The 15,402-nt window shown below is 67.0% G+C and carries 16 protein-coding genes; 14 read left to right on the top strand and 2 right to left on the bottom strand.

All coding sequences use genetic code 11. The annotated features are described in order from the left end of the window. Positions 1-3 precede the first annotated feature (3 nt). Positions 4-780, top strand: coding sequence for an ABC transporter permease (locus FHP25_RS05370; protein WP_147845868.1), 777 nt, complete (start codon positions 4-6; stop codon positions 778-780). Beyond that, positions 777-1,562 carry an ABC transporter ATP-binding protein gene (locus tag FHP25_RS05375; protein ID WP_147845869.1) on the top strand — a complete coding sequence of 262 codons (786 nt, stop codon included), beginning with the start codon at positions 777-779 and terminating at the stop codon, positions 1,560-1,562. The genes FHP25_RS05370 and FHP25_RS05375 overlap by 4 nt, the downstream gene beginning before the upstream one ends. Before the next feature lie 29 nt (positions 1,563-1,591). Here FHP25_RS05375 and FHP25_RS05380 read toward each other — a convergent pair whose 3' ends face one another. Next, on the bottom strand, positions 1,592-2,671 hold the full coding sequence (locus tag FHP25_RS05380; RefSeq protein ID WP_147845870.1) for a hypothetical protein: 1,080 nt from the start codon (positions 2,669-2,671) through the stop codon (positions 1,592-1,594). A gap of 153 nt (positions 2,672-2,824) precedes the next feature. On the opposite strand from FHP25_RS05380, the gene FHP25_RS05385 reads away from it, so the two are divergent. From FHP25_RS05385 to FHP25_RS05425, 9 genes are all read left to right on the top strand, one after another. Next, positions 2,825-3,412 (top strand): DUF2239 family protein, encoded by a 588-nt coding sequence (locus FHP25_RS05385; RefSeq protein WP_147845871.1) that lies wholly within the window; start codon positions 2,825-2,827, stop codon positions 3,410-3,412. Between the two features lie 92 nt (positions 3,413-3,504). Beyond that, entirely contained in the window at positions 3,505-4,854 is a 1,350-nt protein-coding gene (locus FHP25_RS05390; protein ID WP_147845872.1) for an MATE family efflux transporter, read from the top strand. A 263-nt stretch (positions 4,855-5,117) separates the two neighbouring features. Continuing rightward, entirely contained in the window at positions 5,118-6,173 is a 1,056-nt protein-coding gene (locus FHP25_RS05395; protein ID WP_147845873.1) for a N4-gp56 family major capsid protein, read from the top strand. Between the two features lie 13 nt (positions 6,174-6,186). Then, positions 6,187-6,633 (top strand): hypothetical protein, encoded by a 447-nt coding sequence (locus FHP25_RS05400; RefSeq protein WP_147845874.1) that lies wholly within the window; start codon positions 6,187-6,189, stop codon positions 6,631-6,633. A gap of 74 nt (positions 6,634-6,707) precedes the next feature. Beyond that, positions 6,708-8,210, top strand: coding sequence for a tetratricopeptide repeat-containing glycosyltransferase family protein (locus FHP25_RS05405; RefSeq protein ID WP_147845875.1), 1,503 nt, complete (start codon positions 6,708-6,710; stop codon positions 8,208-8,210). Further along, positions 8,207-9,334: an ImmA/IrrE family metallo-endopeptidase gene (locus FHP25_RS05410; RefSeq protein WP_147845876.1), complete on the top strand. Its 1,128-nt coding sequence runs from the start codon at positions 8,207-8,209 to the stop codon at positions 9,332-9,334. Before FHP25_RS05405 ends, FHP25_RS05410 begins: the two co-directional genes overlap by 4 nt. Continuing rightward, a complete protein-coding gene (locus tag FHP25_RS05415) occupies positions 9,331-9,840 on the top strand; it encodes a class I SAM-dependent methyltransferase (RefSeq protein ID WP_147845877.1) in 510 nt (169 codons plus the stop codon). The genes FHP25_RS05410 and FHP25_RS05415 overlap by 4 nt, the downstream gene beginning before the upstream one ends. Beyond that, positions 9,837-10,130 (top strand): hypothetical protein, encoded by a 294-nt coding sequence (locus FHP25_RS05420; protein ID WP_147845878.1) that lies wholly within the window; start codon positions 9,837-9,839, stop codon positions 10,128-10,130. Before FHP25_RS05415 ends, FHP25_RS05420 begins: the two co-directional genes overlap by 4 nt. A 38-nt stretch (positions 10,131-10,168) precedes the next feature. Then, positions 10,169-12,130: a hypothetical protein gene (locus FHP25_RS05425; protein WP_147845879.1), complete on the top strand. Its 1,962-nt coding sequence runs from the start codon at positions 10,169-10,171 to the stop codon at positions 12,128-12,130. Here the strand turns inward: FHP25_RS05425 and FHP25_RS05430 are convergent. Continuing rightward, on the bottom strand, positions 12,096-12,296 hold the full coding sequence (locus tag FHP25_RS05430) for a hypothetical protein (RefSeq protein WP_147845880.1): 201 nt from the start codon (positions 12,294-12,296) through the stop codon (positions 12,096-12,098). The genes FHP25_RS05425 and FHP25_RS05430 overlap by 35 nt on opposite strands. Before the next feature lie 137 nt (positions 12,297-12,433). Here FHP25_RS05430 and FHP25_RS05435 point away from each other — a divergent pair, with 137 nt between their 5' ends. From FHP25_RS05435 to FHP25_RS05450, 3 genes are all read left to right on the top strand, one after another. Further along, the gene (locus FHP25_RS05435; RefSeq protein ID WP_218578196.1) at positions 12,434-13,222 is read left to right on the top strand and encodes a hypothetical protein; all 789 of its coding nucleotides are present in this window, start codon (positions 12,434-12,436) and stop codon (positions 13,220-13,222) included. 234 nt (positions 13,223-13,456) lie between these two features. Continuing rightward, a complete protein-coding gene (locus FHP25_RS05445; protein WP_147845882.1) occupies positions 13,457-14,080 on the top strand; it encodes a phage adaptor protein in 624 nt (207 codons plus the stop codon). Between the two features lie 216 nt (positions 14,081-14,296). Next, a complete protein-coding gene (locus FHP25_RS05450) occupies positions 14,297-15,373 on the top strand; it encodes a hypothetical protein (protein WP_218578197.1) in 1,077 nt (358 codons plus the stop codon). Positions 15,374-15,402: the final 29 nt, after the last annotated feature.

Here is a 15,402-nt window from a genome sequence, read left to right on the forward strand (position 1 = left end):
ACCATGCCGCGTCCACTCGAGCCCGTCGGCCGGGCCAGCCGCATCGGGCTGGGGATCGCGTTCTTCGTGGTGTTCGTCGCCGTCTGGGCGGCGGCGACCCTGGGCGGCTTCGTCTCCCGGACCTTCCTGGCCGATCCGATCACCATGGTGATGGACGGCTGGACGCTGCTGACCCGGTTCGGCTTCGCCGCCGACATCGCGGTCACGGTCTGGCGCGTGGTCGGCGGCTTCATCCTGGCATCCCTGGTCGCCGTGCCGCTGGGCATCCTGATGGGCGCCTACAAGCCGGTCGAGGCCTTCCTCGAGCCGTTCGTGTCGTTCGCGCGCTACCTGCCGGCGTCGGCCTTCGTGCCGCTGCTGATCCTGTGGGCCGGCATCGGCGAGACCCAGAAGCTGCTCGTGATCTTCATCGGCTCGGTGTTCCAGATCATCCTGATGGTAGCCGTCGCCGTCGGTCAGACTCGGCGCGACCTGGTCGAGGCGGCCTACACGCTGGGCTGCGGCGACCGCTCGGTGGTCCGCCGCGTGCTGATCCCGGCCAATGCGCCGGACATCGCCGAGATCCTGCGGCTGGTGCTGGGCTGGGCCTGGACCTATGTCATCGTCGCCGAGCTGATCGGCTCGTCGTCCGGCATCGGCCACATGATCATCGACAGCCAGGCGCTGCTGGCCACCGGCCAGATGATCTTCGGCATCATCGTGATCGGCCTGATCGGGCTGATCTCCGATTTCCTGTTCAAGGCGGCCAATCGCGCGCTCTTCCCCTGGAGGCTGGCGTGAGCAAGCTGCTGATCGACGGCGTCGCGCGGGTCTTTCCCGGCGTGCATGGCGGCGCGCCGACGCGCGCGCTGGAGCCGACGACGCTGGCCGTCGAGGCCAACGATTTCATCGCCATCCTGGGGCCCTCGGGCTGCGGCAAGTCGACATTGCTGCGCATCGTGGCCGGCCTCGACCGGCCGACCAGCGGCCGCGTGCTGCTCGATGCGCGCGAGGTGAGGGGGCCGGGCGCCGATCGCGGCATGGTGTTCCAGTCCTACACGCTCTTCCCGTGGCTGTCGGTGGCGCAGAACATCGCCTTCGGCCTGCGCGAGCGGCGCCTGCCGCCGGCCGAGCAGGACAGGATCGTCGCCGACTACGTCGAGCGGGTGGGGCTGCGCGGCTTCGAGCGGCATTGGCCCAAGCAGCTCTCCGGCGGCATGCAGCAGCGCACCGCCATCGCCCGCGCGCTGGCCAACGACCCGCAGATCATGCTGCTGGACGAGCCGTTCGGCGCGCTCGACACCCAGACGCGCGCCTTGATGCAGGAGCTGCTGCTGGGTATCTGGGAGCGTGAGCGCAAGACGGTGCTGTTCGTGACCCACGACATCGAGGAGGCGATCTTCATCGCCTCGCGCGTCGTGGTGATGACCGCACGGCCGGGGCGCATCAAGGCCGACATCGCCATCGACCTGCCGCATCCGCGGCACTACACCTTGAAGACGACGCCGGAATTCTCGGCCCTGAAGGCGCGCCTCACCGAGGAGATCAGGGCCGAGGCGGTGCTGGCGGCCGAAGCGCATTGACGGCGCCGGTGCCGCCGGCTCGCGGCAGCCTATCGGCGCATCACCTCGTACACCGCCTTGCGCAGCGTGGCCTCGGCCTGGTCGATGGTATCGCGGTTCGCCAGGTCGCCGTGCCGGCCGGTGGTGAGGAAGATGTAGAACACGCCGTCGTCAGCCGCGACGACCGTGTAGCGCAGCAGCACGCGCAGCACGGCGCTGTCGCAGGCGGAGAACATGCGTTTGGCCGCGCCCAGCTCGTCGGACGTGAAGCCCGAGGCGAACGTGCCTTTGCAGCTGCGGCTGTCGCCGGCCAGGATGTTCGCGGCGACCTCGTCGACACTGGCGGCGGCGCCTCTGGGGATGATCCGCAGCATGCCCAGGACGCGCGGCCCCTGCCAGACGATGTGGCCGATGTTGAGGAAGCTGTTGTCGAGCGTCCGGAGCTCGCTGTCGCTGAGGATTCGGAAGCCGCCCATGTCGCTCTGGGCCAGCATGTTGGCGACAACCGTCATCGCCTGCAGCCGCTGCTCCATCGTCGGTTGCGGCAAGTCGGCTTGCGGTCGTGGGGTCGGCTGCGGCTCGTGCGGCGCCGGGCCCCGGAGCTGAGGCGGTGTCGGCGCGGGATCGAGGCCGGCGATCTGCCGCTGCTGCTTCACGCACATGCCCAGCGAGGTCAACGCCGCGTAGGTGCCATCGAGGCTGAACTGAAAGCGGCGCCCCTCGGCCGTCACGTAGAGCATGTAGCCGCGGCGGAAGAGGTCGAACATGTTCGCCTCGGCGGGCAGCTCCGCGATGGCGAAGCTCGCCTGCGTGGCCTTGGCGTTCACCTGCCGGGGCTGGAACGAGTCGATCCAGAAGGTCACGGGCACGGCCTGGCCGACCGTCAACCGCCAATCGTCGTGCTGCCAGGCAATGCGCCAGGTCCAGTCACCCGACACGGAGAAGAACATCGATATGCCGCTGCGGTAACGGGCACTCATCCCGCAATGCGTGAAGCGCCCGTTGGCTTCAAAAGCGGCGCCGCGCCAGTTGCCGGAAGCGAAGGTGCTGCCGGCAATCGATTCGGCGCGGGCAGGCAGGGTGACGAGCACGCCCACGAGAAGAGCGATGGCGAGTGCTGCTCGCTTCACGGTTTTCTCCATCGTGAAGGTGACAACGCATGGTTTATTTCATTCCAGTGTAATCGCGTTTTCGGTCAGGCGCCACCACAGGAAACGCGCCATGCGCTATTTTTATACCCGGATAATATTGACAACCTATTTATACCCGGATAAAAGATCCGTATGTCGACCACACCCGATCAACGCTGCACGGCTTTCCGGGGCCATCAGCGCATCGCTTCCGGCAATCTTCTTCAGGTGATACTTGAAGTTAAGAATTTGCTAAAAGATGTTGAAAAACAACAGATTCTCATATTTGACGATGTGACAAGCAAGCCGATTGACGTCGATTTTCGTGGATCGACGGAAGCGGTCCTGGAGCGTCTGTCGCCGGCATCGCCGGAGCGGCGAGGACCGGGGCGCCCGCGATTGGGCGTCGTCGCGCGTGAGGTCACGCTGCTGCCGCGGCACTGGGATTGGCTGGGCAGCCAGCCCGGCGGCGCCTCGGTCGCCTTGCGTCGGCTGGTGGACGAGGCGCGCCGCACATCCGGTGCGCGGGACCAGAAGCGCCAGGCCCAGGAGGCGGCGTATCGCTTCATGTCGGCGATGGCCGGCGATATGCCCGGCTACGAGGAGGCGACGCGCGCGCTGTTCGCCGGCGAGCGGCGCCGGTTTGACGCCCTGACGCAGCCCTGGCCGCCCGACATCCGCGATCATGCGCGGCAGCTGGCTGCGCCCGCCTTCCGCGACGCATCGCCCGACAACATATAGCCACGCCTCGGCCGAGGCCGCGCGCATCCGGCGTCGCTGACGTGCGGATGCCGTGCCCGCGCCGATATCCCCTTGGTCCAGGAAAGGCGCCGATGACCGCGAAGCCGCCGCTGTGGAAGACGTTCGTGGTCTTTCTCCTGCCGATGATGGCCAGCAACATTCTGCAGGCGCTGTCCGGCACGCTCAACAACATCTATCTCGGCCAGATGGCCGGCGTCGACGCGCTGGCCGCCGCATCCGCCGTCTTTCCGGTCTCGTTCTTCTTCATCTCCTTCATCATGGGGATGAGCAGCGGGGCTGTGGTGCTGGTCGGGCAGGCCTGGGGCGCGGGCGATGGCGGGCGCGCCAAGGCTGTCGTCGGCACCACCCTGGCGGCGACGGCCGGCGCCGGCATCGTCATCGCGCTGCTGGGCGGCATCTTCGCCCACCAGATCATGTCCTTGCTGGGCACGCCGGCCAATGTGCTGGCCGAGGCGACGGCCTATGCCCGCGTGATGCTGGTCTCGATGCCGATCCTGTTCGTGTTCTTCGTCTCGACCGCGCTGCTGCGCGGCGTCGGCGACACGGTCACGCCGCTATGGGCGCTCAGCCTGTCGACCCTGGTGGGGCTGGCCGTCACGCCGGCGCTGATCCGCGGCTGGCTCGGCCTGCCGCCGCTGGGCGCGCCGAGCGCCGCCTATGCCATGGTGGTGGCGTTCATGGTGGCGTTGACCATGCTGGCCGTCCACCTGCGGCGCAAGCGCCATCCGCTGGCGCCGGATGCCGTGCTGCTGCGCAGCCTGCGCATCGACGGCGCGATCCTGCGCCTGGTGATGCGCATCGGACTGCCCAGCGGCGTGCAGATGGTGATCATGGCGCTGGCCGAGATGGTGCTGCTGGGCCTGGTGAACCAGTTCGGCTCCGGCGCGACGGCCGCCTACGGCGCGGTCAACCAGGTGATGGCCTATGTCCAGTTTCCGGCCATGTCGATCGCCATCGCGGTGTCGGTGCTGGGGGCGCAGGCGATCGGGGCAGGGCAGCTGGAGCGGCTCGGCGCCATCACCCGCATGGGCCTGATCCTGAACGTCGTGCTCACCGGTGGCCTGGTGCTGATCGCCTATGCGCTGTCGCGCACGATCATCGGGCTCTTCATCACCAGCGCCGTGGTGGTCGAGCTGGCGCAGCAGCTGCTGCACATCGTGCTGTGGAGCGGCATCGCCTTCGGCATGGCAGGGGTGTTCTCCGGCATGATGCGTGCCAGCGGCACCGTGGTCGCGCCCACCGCGCTGTCGATCCTGGCCATCGTCGCGGTCGAGGTGCCGGTGGCGCTCGGGCTCAGCGCCTGGATCGGCGTCACCGGAGTCTGGATGGCTTATCCCGCCGCGTTCACGGCGATGCTGCTGATGCAGGCCGCCTACTATCACCTGGTGTGGCGGCGCAAGGCGATCCGCAGGATCGTCTAAGTAAAACCTAAGAAAAGCCGGTTGCGGCGCCGCTCATCGAAATAAACTGCTTCGTCTGGTTTTGTACCGATTGCGCCTCAGGCAGCGATCACGTATATACGCCACATCAGCGTAGTCGATGCGTGCCTGCCGCCGGGGACAACGGGCGCTTTCGTGGGCCTCGTCGCAAGAGGCACCCCGCCGCCGGGGTCACAGTACGGGCGCTTTCGCTGGTCGCTGCCGTCAAGCGACGCCGGATTTCTCCGTTTTCAGGATCTATCGACATGGCTGCTACCGACTTTCCCGTCGGCCATCCGCTCGTCGTCAAGCTGTGGCAGAAGAGGATCTGGCGTGAGGCGCTGAAGGAAACGATGGCCATGAAGTTCATGGGCACGTCGACCAACAGCCTCATCCAGATCCTCGACGAGACCAGCAAGGGCGCCGGCGACCGCATCCGGGTGCCGCTTCGCATGCAGCTCGCCGGCCGTGGCGTCGGCGAGACCGAGGCGCTGGAGGGCAACGAGGAATCGCTGCTCACCTTCTACGACGACGTGCTGATCAACGACCTGGCGCACGCCGTCCGCAACAAGACCCGCATCGACCAGCAGCGCGTGCCCTGGAGCATGCGCGAGGAGAGCGCGGCGGGGCTGCGCGACTGGTTCGCCGAGCGCATCGACACCTGGGCCGCCAACGTGCTGGCGGGCAACACCGGGCTGGCCGACGTGCTCTACACCGGCAACCAGGCCACCAGCGCGCCGACCACGACGGCCGGCAACACGCGCATCATCTATGCCGATGGCGCCTCGACCAGCGAGGCCTCGCTGTCGGCCTCGCAGACCTTCAACCTCACCTACCTGGACGCGGCCGTCACGATCGCCAAGACCGCGACGCCGCTGATCCGGCCGGTGAAGGTGGGGAGCCAGGAATACTACGTGGCGTTCCTGCATCCCTACCAGGTCCGCAGCATGCGGCAGAACACCAATGCCGGGCAGTGGCTCGACATCCAGAAGGCGGCCATGGCCGGCGGCGAGGTCGAGGACAACCCGATCTTCACCGGTGCGCTGGGCGTCTACAACGGCGTCGTGCTGCACGAGTGGACGCGCCTGCCGGCGGCGCCGACCAACGCCAGCACCCGGCGGGCCGCGTTCTGCGGCGCCCAGTCCGCGGCCATGTGCTTCGGCAAGGGCTACTCCGAGGAGCCGCTCTACGAGGAGCAGTCCTTCGACTATGGCCGCCAGTTCGGCCAATCGGTCCAGACGATCGCGGGCATGAAGAAGCTGGTCTTCAACGGTGTCGACTTCGGCACGATCGTGATCAGCACCTGGGCCGTGGCGCCGTAAGGAGGAGCACACCATGGCCATCATCTCTGCTTCCTTCGCCGCGGCCAATCAGCCGCGCATCCCCAACGGCGTCGAGACCGTCGACGCCTTCCAGACCTACGTGACGTCGGCGACGCTGAGCGCCGGCGACGTCATCCACTTCACCAACCTCAAGGTGCCGCACGGCGCCACCATCCTGGCGGTGCGGCTGCACGGCGACACGGCCGATGGCAGCTCCATCTTCCAGGTCGGCATCGCCGGCGGCATCACGTCGGCGGCGCTGTTCGGCTCGGCCACGGTCTCGGCCACGCCGGCGGTGAAGGACCAGACGCTGGCTCTGCCCTACGTCGTGTCGGTCTCGGACGACGCGGCCGTGCGCTACGTCTATCCGACGCTGACGCAGGACGGCGCGGCGACCTCGGGCACGGCCAGCATGTCGCTGGGCGTGCGCGTCACCTGGACGATGAACAAGACCCGCTGAGCGTGGCGTAGCGTAGCCGGCGGCAGGACGGGAACGAGATCCTGCCGCCGGTCCCTCCATTCGACAGGGGCCACATGGAACTCGCGCAGGCCATCGGCACGCTGCAGCAGCGTCACGAGGCGATCGGCGTCAGCGTCGCCAGCACGCCGCAGCAGATGCAGGCGCTTGAGCTCGACTACCACCGCCTGCTGAGCCTGCATCCGGAGCATCCGGCGCTGCTCTTCGGGCTGGGCACGATCTACGCCCAGACCGACCGCAGCGGAGCGGCGATCGCGCTGCTGCGCCAATCGATCGACCGCGGCTCGCACGGCCCCGAGCCCTGGCTGAACATGGCCGGCGCCTACAAGAACGAGCACAAGGACGCCAGCGCGGCCGAGTGCTACGCGCAAGCGCTGCAGATCTGCGAGCGCCTGCAGCGGCGCAACGACAAGGCGCGGCGCCAGGGCAAGGCGGCGCCGGTCGATCCGGCGCTGCTGATCGCCAACCGGTGCAATGCGCTGCACGGCATGGCCTCGCTGTACGTGAACGCGGGCCAGCCCGCCGAGGTCATCGCCTGGGCCGACAAGGCCCTGGCGGTGAACCCGCACGACCGCTTCGCGCTCTGGAACAAGGCGCTGGGCCTGCTGGAGAGCGGCCGGTTCGCCGAGGGCTTCCGGCTCTACGACGAGGCCGGGTTCATGACCGGCGGGGTCAAGCCGCCCGAGCGCAAGGTGAAGACCTATGGCGGCCTGCCACGCTGGGACGGAGCACCTGGCAAAACCGTGATCTGCTACGGCGAGCAGGGCGTGGGCGACGAGATCATGTTCGCCTCGATGCTGCCCGACCTGATGCGCGATTGCCGCGTCATCATCGACTGCGACCACCGGCTCGAGGCCATGTTCCGCCGCAGCTTCCCGCAGGCCGAGGCGGTCTATCCCACCTCGGCCTGGGATGCGCCGTTCGACTGGCTCAAGGACCACCGGGTGGACGCCTGGGTGCCGATGGGCAGCCTCGGGCGCTACTACCGGCCGGACCTCGCGGCCTTCCCGCGCACGCCGTACCTGTCGGCCGACCCGGCCAAGATCGCGAAGTGGCGCGCCATTCTGGGGCCGCGGCGCAACCTGCGCGTCGGCATCTCGTGGGCCGGTGGCCTGAAGAAGACGCGCTTCGATCAGCGCAGCATGGAGTTGAAGGCCTGGTCGGCGATTCTGCAGCTGCCCGGCATCGACTGGTACTCGCTGCAGTACCATCCGCAGGCGCCTGACGAGACGGCCCAGGTCGGCGCCGCGCTGGGCGTCCCGGTCCACCACTGGGGCGACATGATCGCCGACTACGAGGAGACGGCCGGCTTCCTCGCCAACCTCGACCTGGTGATCACGGTGAACACCTCGCTGGTGCACCTCGCCGGCGCGCTGGGCGTGCCGACCTGGTGCCTGACGCCCGTGATGTGCGCCTGGCGCTACCAATGCGAAGGCCCGATGCCCTGGTACGGCAGCGTCGAGATGTTCCGGCAGGCGCAGGCGGGCGAGTGGGGGCCGGTGCTGGAGGTGGTGCGCGCGCGACTGGCGGCGATGGCGGCGCAGCGGGAGGCGGCATGATGGCTGATCCGAGCTGGTGGGAGCGACAGAAGCAGGAGCATGCCGACTACATGGAGCGAGGCGGGCTGCTCGGCACGCTGTTCTCGTCGCTGCCGCCTCAGACGCAGGCCTCCCTGCGACCATGGGGCGAGATGCTGAATCCGCTCGAATGGACGCCCGGCGCCGCGATCCGTGATGCCGTGCAGGCCTCGGCCGACACGGCGCAAGCGGCAAGGAACCTCGACGCGTGGGGAACCCTGGCCGGGATCGGCATGATGGGGCTCGGCTTGCTCGGTGCCGGGATGCCGCCAGCGCGGCAGGCCGGGGTGCTTGCTCGTTCTGCGAGAGCGCCGGTGCAAAATGCGTCGAAAAGTGCTATTACTTTCGACCCGCCGGAGATGCCACGGAGGCCGTTCGAGGCGGACTATCCCAAGAGGGCAAATGCCGATGCAGCCGGACGACTCACCCACGACATCGAAGGACGACCCCTCACAGCCGAGCGAGTGGTCGGCCGAAGAATGGTGGGCGGAGATGAGGTTGCCCTCCCGCAAGCGGGGCTTGAGTCCCTCGCAGAGGCAGTCACTGGCCAAGGCCCTGCGAGCGTTGCGCCGCGACAGATTGGAGGCGACGCAGGCCGCTACTACGAGAAATGGGATCGTGTAACGGGCGACCGCATCCGCCAAATCTTCTTGAATGATGAGCTCACGCCGCAGCAAGCGCCGCGCACGCTCGGTCACGAGATTGGGCATGCCATTGACTATCGGATCGCCGGTCATATCCCGACCGACGGGATCAAGCTCGAATTGGGGCGGATCTACAATGATCTGAACGGTGGGCGCTGGCGGCTCGCGAAGAGCGCCAAGACTGGCGAGCCCGTTCCGCGGCGCTACTGGACAACCCCTGAGAGTCGCGGATACCCGGCCAGAGAAGTTGACGGCGAACTGATGGTCGAGGCGATCCGCGCCTACATAGCCGATCCGAACTACTTGAAGACGGTGGCACCGAAGACGGCCGCGCGGATTCGCGACCACGTCAATCCCCATCCGGCGCTATCGCGCTTCATTCAATTCAACTCGCTTGCCACGCCAGCCATCCCGTTCGGGATGCTCATGCCCTCGATCCTGGACGAGGAGCGCCAGCCGTGATCATCACCGATGCCTACTGTGCGCAGAACCGTGCGCTGCACGCCAGCAACGAGCACTACGGCACGTCCGGCAAGGCCTGGGCGCCCCAGGTGCGCGCGCTGGCCGATTGGGGCCGCAAGGCGATCCTCGATTTCGGCTGCGGCAAGGCCACGCTGGCCAGGCGGCTGGGGCCGGCCTATCGCGTCACCAACTACGATCCCTGCATCGAAGGCCTCGATGCGACGCCTGAGCCACACCCCGTCGTGGTGTGCGGCGACGTGCTGGAGCATGTCGAGCCCGAGTGCCTCGATGCCGTGCTCGCCGAGCTGCGCCGCGTCACGCAGGAAGTCGGCCTGTTCGTGGTGCACCTGACGGCGGCCAGGAAGACGCTGCCGGATGGCCGCAATGCGCATCTCATGCAGCAGCCGGCGGAATGGTGGGCCGACGCGCTCCGGGTGGCCGGGTTCGCGATCGAGAGCGAGCAGGCCGGCGCGCACGAGGCGATTTTCGTCGTGCGGCCGGCATGACCGAGCCGTTCCCGTCTTCATCGGCTTCGACGCGTGCGAGGATCACCCTCGACGATGGCATCTATTGGCTCGACAAGAACGGAACCCCAGTGAAGAAGATCGGGCCCGGTCCGCAGCGCGAGGAGGGCACGTCCTTGGATTTCACGGTGGCGGATGAGCTTCGCAAGGCGTTCGGCAACAGGCCGCTGGTGAAGGAATACAACCGGATCCTGCCTAACGTGAAAGCCCTCCGTGACGCCGAGCCGTGCGCGGCTGATATCAATATCGTCCTCGCACTCGAAGCCATTTGAACAGCCGGCGCCCGCGCCGCAACGCATACGAGGTAGCGATGGCCGATCCCGTTCTTCTTCCCGGCTTCATGCTGGTCGACCCCAATCGCATCGACCGGCGCACAGGCGCACCAGGTGAAGTGCGCCTGCGAGTCGGCGCTGCGCCGACTCCGCAGGATCGGCTCTCGACGCTCCGCAAGACCCATCCGGACGCCGAACCGTATGGTGACGATAACTTCGTCTTCCGGGGACCGGCCGGCCGGCCGACTCTCTACAACCCCAAGGGTGTCGACTGGGGCGACTTGGCATCGCTGTTACCGGAATACGGCGAGTTCGCCGGCGGCACCATTGGCGGCATGGCCGCGACAGTGCCGGGGGTGCTCGGCGCGGCGCCCAGCCTCGGCACGTCATTGGCGCTGGTGCCGGCGGGTGTCGGCCTCGGTGCTGCGGCGGGCCGCTATGGCATGGAAATGTTCGGCAACCGGTTCCTGGGTACCGACGACACGCGCAACATCGGCCAGCAGCTGGCCGACACCGCAGTTACGGCAGGCACCAATGCGATTGGCGCTCGCGTTGGCGAGATGGTGGGACCGGTTGTGCGCAGCGCGGTGGGACCCGTCCAATCAGCGTTGATGGGGCAGAGCGGCCGACAGGTCGCCGACGATTTCACGTCGGCGGGCGTTCGCCACACCGCAGGCGCCACCAGCGGCAATCGGGGTTGGCAGCTGGTCGAGAAGGGGCTCGCCGCTACGCCCGGCGGCGCGCGCGTCATGCAGGACGTTGCGAAGATGCAATGGGACGACATTGCGCGTGCAGCAGGCAACATCACGGCTGACATCGGCATGGCCACAACGCCCCAGAAGGCGGGCAGCGTGATCCGGACAGGCGCGAAGAAGGCGGCCGATCGGTTCAAGGAAACACAAGATTTCCTCTACAAGGTGGCCGACTATTGGAGCGGTGATGGGAAGATCGCCCCCACGGCGACGCAGGATCTGGTCGACACAATGCGGTCCGAGCTGGCGAGGGCGCCGATATCGCGGCGTGGCGCGCTGCAGGGGCCGATTGATCGGGCGCAGGGTGTCCTCGACGACATCGACAAAGCTCGCGTCAATATGGAGACTTGGCGGAATATTCGGGCGGACCTGGGGCGCGACATCGACGAGCCCCTGCCCGTCAGAAGCAGCGGGAGCCAAAACGAAAACCTGAAACGTCTCTATGGCTCAATGACCGAGGACATGCGCACAGCCGCTGCTGCGTCAGGGCCAGAGGCCAAGCGCGCGATGGACCTCGCCGATCGCTACACGCGCTTCAACATGACGGTCAACGTGCCGATGTTGCAGAAGATAGCAGACATGGGCGCCGATGAACAGGCGTACCAGTGGGCAATTGGCGAGGCGCGCAGGGGTGGCAGCCGCCTGTTGCAGTTGCGCAAGAACCTGACGCCCGACGAATGGAAGGTGGTGTCCGCGACGGTATTTGACCGACTCGGCCAGGCTGCGCCTGGCGCTCGCGGCGCCGCGGAGCTCGGAGGGCCGGCGAACGATTTCTCCGTCAGCTCGTTCTTGACCAACTGGAACAAGCTCTCGAACGAGGCCAAGGACGCGTTATTTGCCGGCTCTAGGCTGAACGATACCCGTGAGGCTATTGATCAACTCGTCCGTGTGGCCAATCGGGTGAAGGATGTCGAGCGGGTGAGCAATCCGGCCAGCACCGCGCGGAGCATGCTGACGGGCGGTTCTATCGCGCTGGCCGGCGAGCGCGCCTTGTCGGGCGACATCGGGGGCGCCATCGGCATCCTCGCGTCGACGACAGCGGTGCCCTATGTGACGGCGAAGATGATGACCAACCCAGCATTCGTCAGATGGCTGGCCGGCGCCGAAACCTTCGGGAAGGGGGCAAGCCGGGACGCGATGATCGGCCGCTTGGCGGCGATCGCTGCAGTCAACCCGGAGATCCGCGACGAGACGCTGCGCTTGCAACAGATCCTCAGCTCAAGTGGTGCAGGAGAAGTGCGCCAATGAGCACCGCTGCGAACAGCCCACCCACGATGCTCATGCCCCAGATGCGCCATGGCTGCCAGTACACGTACCGCCAGCCGTCACCGGCGTCACGGTTGCGCACGTGGTTGAGCCAGGAGACGAACACCAGGCCGGCGATGCACAGCAACAGGGGCAGCAGCTCAAGCATGCCAGCCAGTGTAGTGAGGGCCGGCTCGGATGGCAAGGAGAAACGAATGGTACTTCGGCGCCGAAGCACAACCTTAAGCGGCAGTGCCGTCGTTGCCGACATCAATTTCGACCGAAGGGCAGCCGCAGGTGGAAACGATGGGCCACGGTATCGGCCAGCCACGCGATTCGCCGCGCTGGGATCGTGAGGCCGGCATGACCGGATCGCTGCCCGTCTTCATCGGCTTCGATGCGCGCGAGGCACCGGCGTTCGACGTCTGCCGCCATTCGCTGCTGCGGCATGCCTCGATCCCGCTGCACGTGCAGGCCCTGCGCCAGGCCGACCTGCGGGCACAGGGCCTCTATGCGCGGCGCGCCGTGGAGCGTGACGGCCAGCAGGTCGACGAGCTCGATGGCCGGCCGTTCGCCACCGAGTTCAGCTTCACGCGGTTCCTGGTGCCGGCGCTGCGCCAGTACGAGGGCTGGGCGCTGTTCTGCGATTGCGACTTTCTGTTCCTGGCCGACGTCGCCGAGCTGCTGGCGCTGCTGGACGACACCAAGGCCGTGCTGGTGTGCCAGCAGCATCACGTGCCGGCCGAGCTGCGCAAGATGGACGGTCGCGCGCAGCAGCCCTACCGGCGCAAGAACTGGTCCAGCTTCATGCTGCTCAATTGCGGGCATCCCGACATGCGGTGCCTGACGGTCGGGGCGGTGAACACCAAGCCGGGCTGGTGGCTGCACGGCTTCGAGTGGCTGGACAGCCCTGGCATCGGCGCGGTGCCGCCGGTCTGGAACTGGATCGAGGGCGTCACGTCGGGCGCGGCCAAGGCGGTGCATTTCACCGCCGGCGGCCCCTGGTTCCCGGGCTACACCGAGGTGGCCTACGCGCGCGAATGGCGCGACGAGCATGTGCGCGCCCAGGGCGGGCCGCGAGAGGAGGCAGCATGACCGTTCAGCGCATAGCGGGGCAAGGTGGGCCCGGCGCCTACCGGCGTCGGCGGCGGGCCTTCGCCGAGGAGGCCGCGCGTCTCGCCGCCCAGCGCTTCGCGCTGGTGGCGCCGATCAAGGTGCAATGGGCCGAGCCGCCGCCAACTGCGTCGGCCGTGGCGGCGAATGTGTGCTCGAGCTGTGGCCGCGCCCTCCGCTCGAGGACGGTGTCTTACTTCCATGCGAGGGCATGCCATGGCAACGCTGGCTGATCTGAGCGGCCGCATCCAGGACGATCTCGACCGCGCCGATCTGGCGCTGCAGATCGGGCAGGCGATCCGCGACGCCGTGGAGCACTACGAGTCCGAGCGGTTCGCCTTCAACGAGGTCGCCAACGTGACGGCGACCTTCGGCGGCGGCGCCGACGCCATCCCGCTCGCGTCGCTGCCGGTCTACTTCACGAAGATCGACCGCATCCGCCTGCAGGTGTCCGGCGCGCCGACGCTGACGGACCTGATCCCGCGTGATTATGCCTGGCTGATGGCCGGCCAGGACGTCAAGGCGATCTGCCGGCCGGTCGAGTACTGCGTCTATGCCGAGCAGCTGCAGCTCGACAGCCGGCCGGACCAGGCCTACCTGGCGGTGCTCGACGGCGTGCAGCGCATCAGCACGGCCAGCGCCGCCACCGACAGCAGCGCCTGGTTCAACGAAGGCCGGCACCTGGTGCGCGCCCGCGCCAAGGCCGACCTCTACGCCCATGTCGTCAAGGCGCTCGACCAGGCGCAGGTCATGACCGCGCTCGAGCAGCGCGCGTTCCGCACGCTCAAGCAGAAGCTCAACGCGCGCAATGCGGGGCGCATCAGGCCGACGATCTACTGACGCAGGCATACACCTCTGTTCGTCGAAGAGGGGCAGATGACAAGCTCACTAACGATTCAGCGTGGCAGTGTCCCACCGACCCAGAAGAAGGGCGATGCCGGGAAGAAGGCGGCTCGGCAGCGCAAGCGACGCGCGTGGTGGCTCAGGGCATGCAGGTTGCTGCTCGGCCAGCGGCAGCCGTGAACGGTCTTTGCTTGTGCCACATCGAAGGAGTGTATGATGTCCGATCCCATGGGGCTGCTCAGCACCCAGCCATACGACCCGGCGCAGCTTGACCCCCTCAGCGCGTTGAGTCGGTACCACGGCGCGCGGGCTGTCAACGCCCTGGTGAACACCGTCGGAATGGAGCCGATCTACAAGCCGCAATTGCCTTTGGCGATGCCCGCCGCCCTCCGTCCGCATGCCTTTGATGGCGCCGATGTGCTCTCGTTGTGGCTGGAATCAACGCCGATCGCCGCAGTTCGCGATGGTGTCAAAGCCTACAAGGATTTCTTGCGATCATGGATGGCCGATGATTCCACGGGCATGATATCGGCTGCTGCCGACGGGGCGCTGGCAGCGACGTCGTTCACGCCGTACGGGAAGGCTGGGAAAGCTGCGCGTCCGGTTGCGAAGGCCGTAGCCCCTCATCTCCGTGAATTTGTGGAGGCGGCGACAAAGTTCAATCCACGTGGCCTGCCGATGGACCTTGCCAGTCGGCACGCACGTGCCGCAGCGATGGGCTTCGACATGAGTCAGCGATTCTTTCATGCAACCGATCGCACGTTCAAATTCTTTGATCCGAAGAAGGGAGGTGAAATCGAGGCGACCTTCTTCTCGAGCAGCCCTCACGTGGCCGACAGCTATATCGGCATGGACGGCGTGCCTATGTCGAGCGAAGCGGATGACTTCGCCGCTGCGGTGGCTCGCTTGATGCCGAATGCCCCTCGCCAACGCCAATATGCGCCGGGCGAGCAGATGTACGACGTGGTTTTGCGCGACCTCGACAAGTTCAAGGTCGTGGACTACTCGCTTCCAGGGCGGGAAAGCTATGAGGTGACGATAAGGAAGGCGAAGGAGGAAGGCTATCCCGGCGTCATCTTCCGCAACATGGGTGATGCAGGACCAGCGGTGCAGGATTTCGATCTGCCGAAGGCGCAGGAGCTGTCCACGATCGTTGCCTTGATCGACCCGTCCTATGCGCGCTCTCCCCGCGCAACCTTTGATCCGAAGAAGAAGCATAGCAAGGACTTGCTTTCCAATCGGTTGCCGAGAGGCGGTGTCGGGCTGCTCACGCCACATATGCCGGCGTGAAACGACGATCGAGAAACGACGCGACGAAT

The organism is Vineibacter terrae (assembly GCF_008039615.1).
Classification (GTDB): Bacteria; Pseudomonadota; Alphaproteobacteria; order Reyranellales; family Reyranellaceae; genus Vineibacter; species Vineibacter terrae.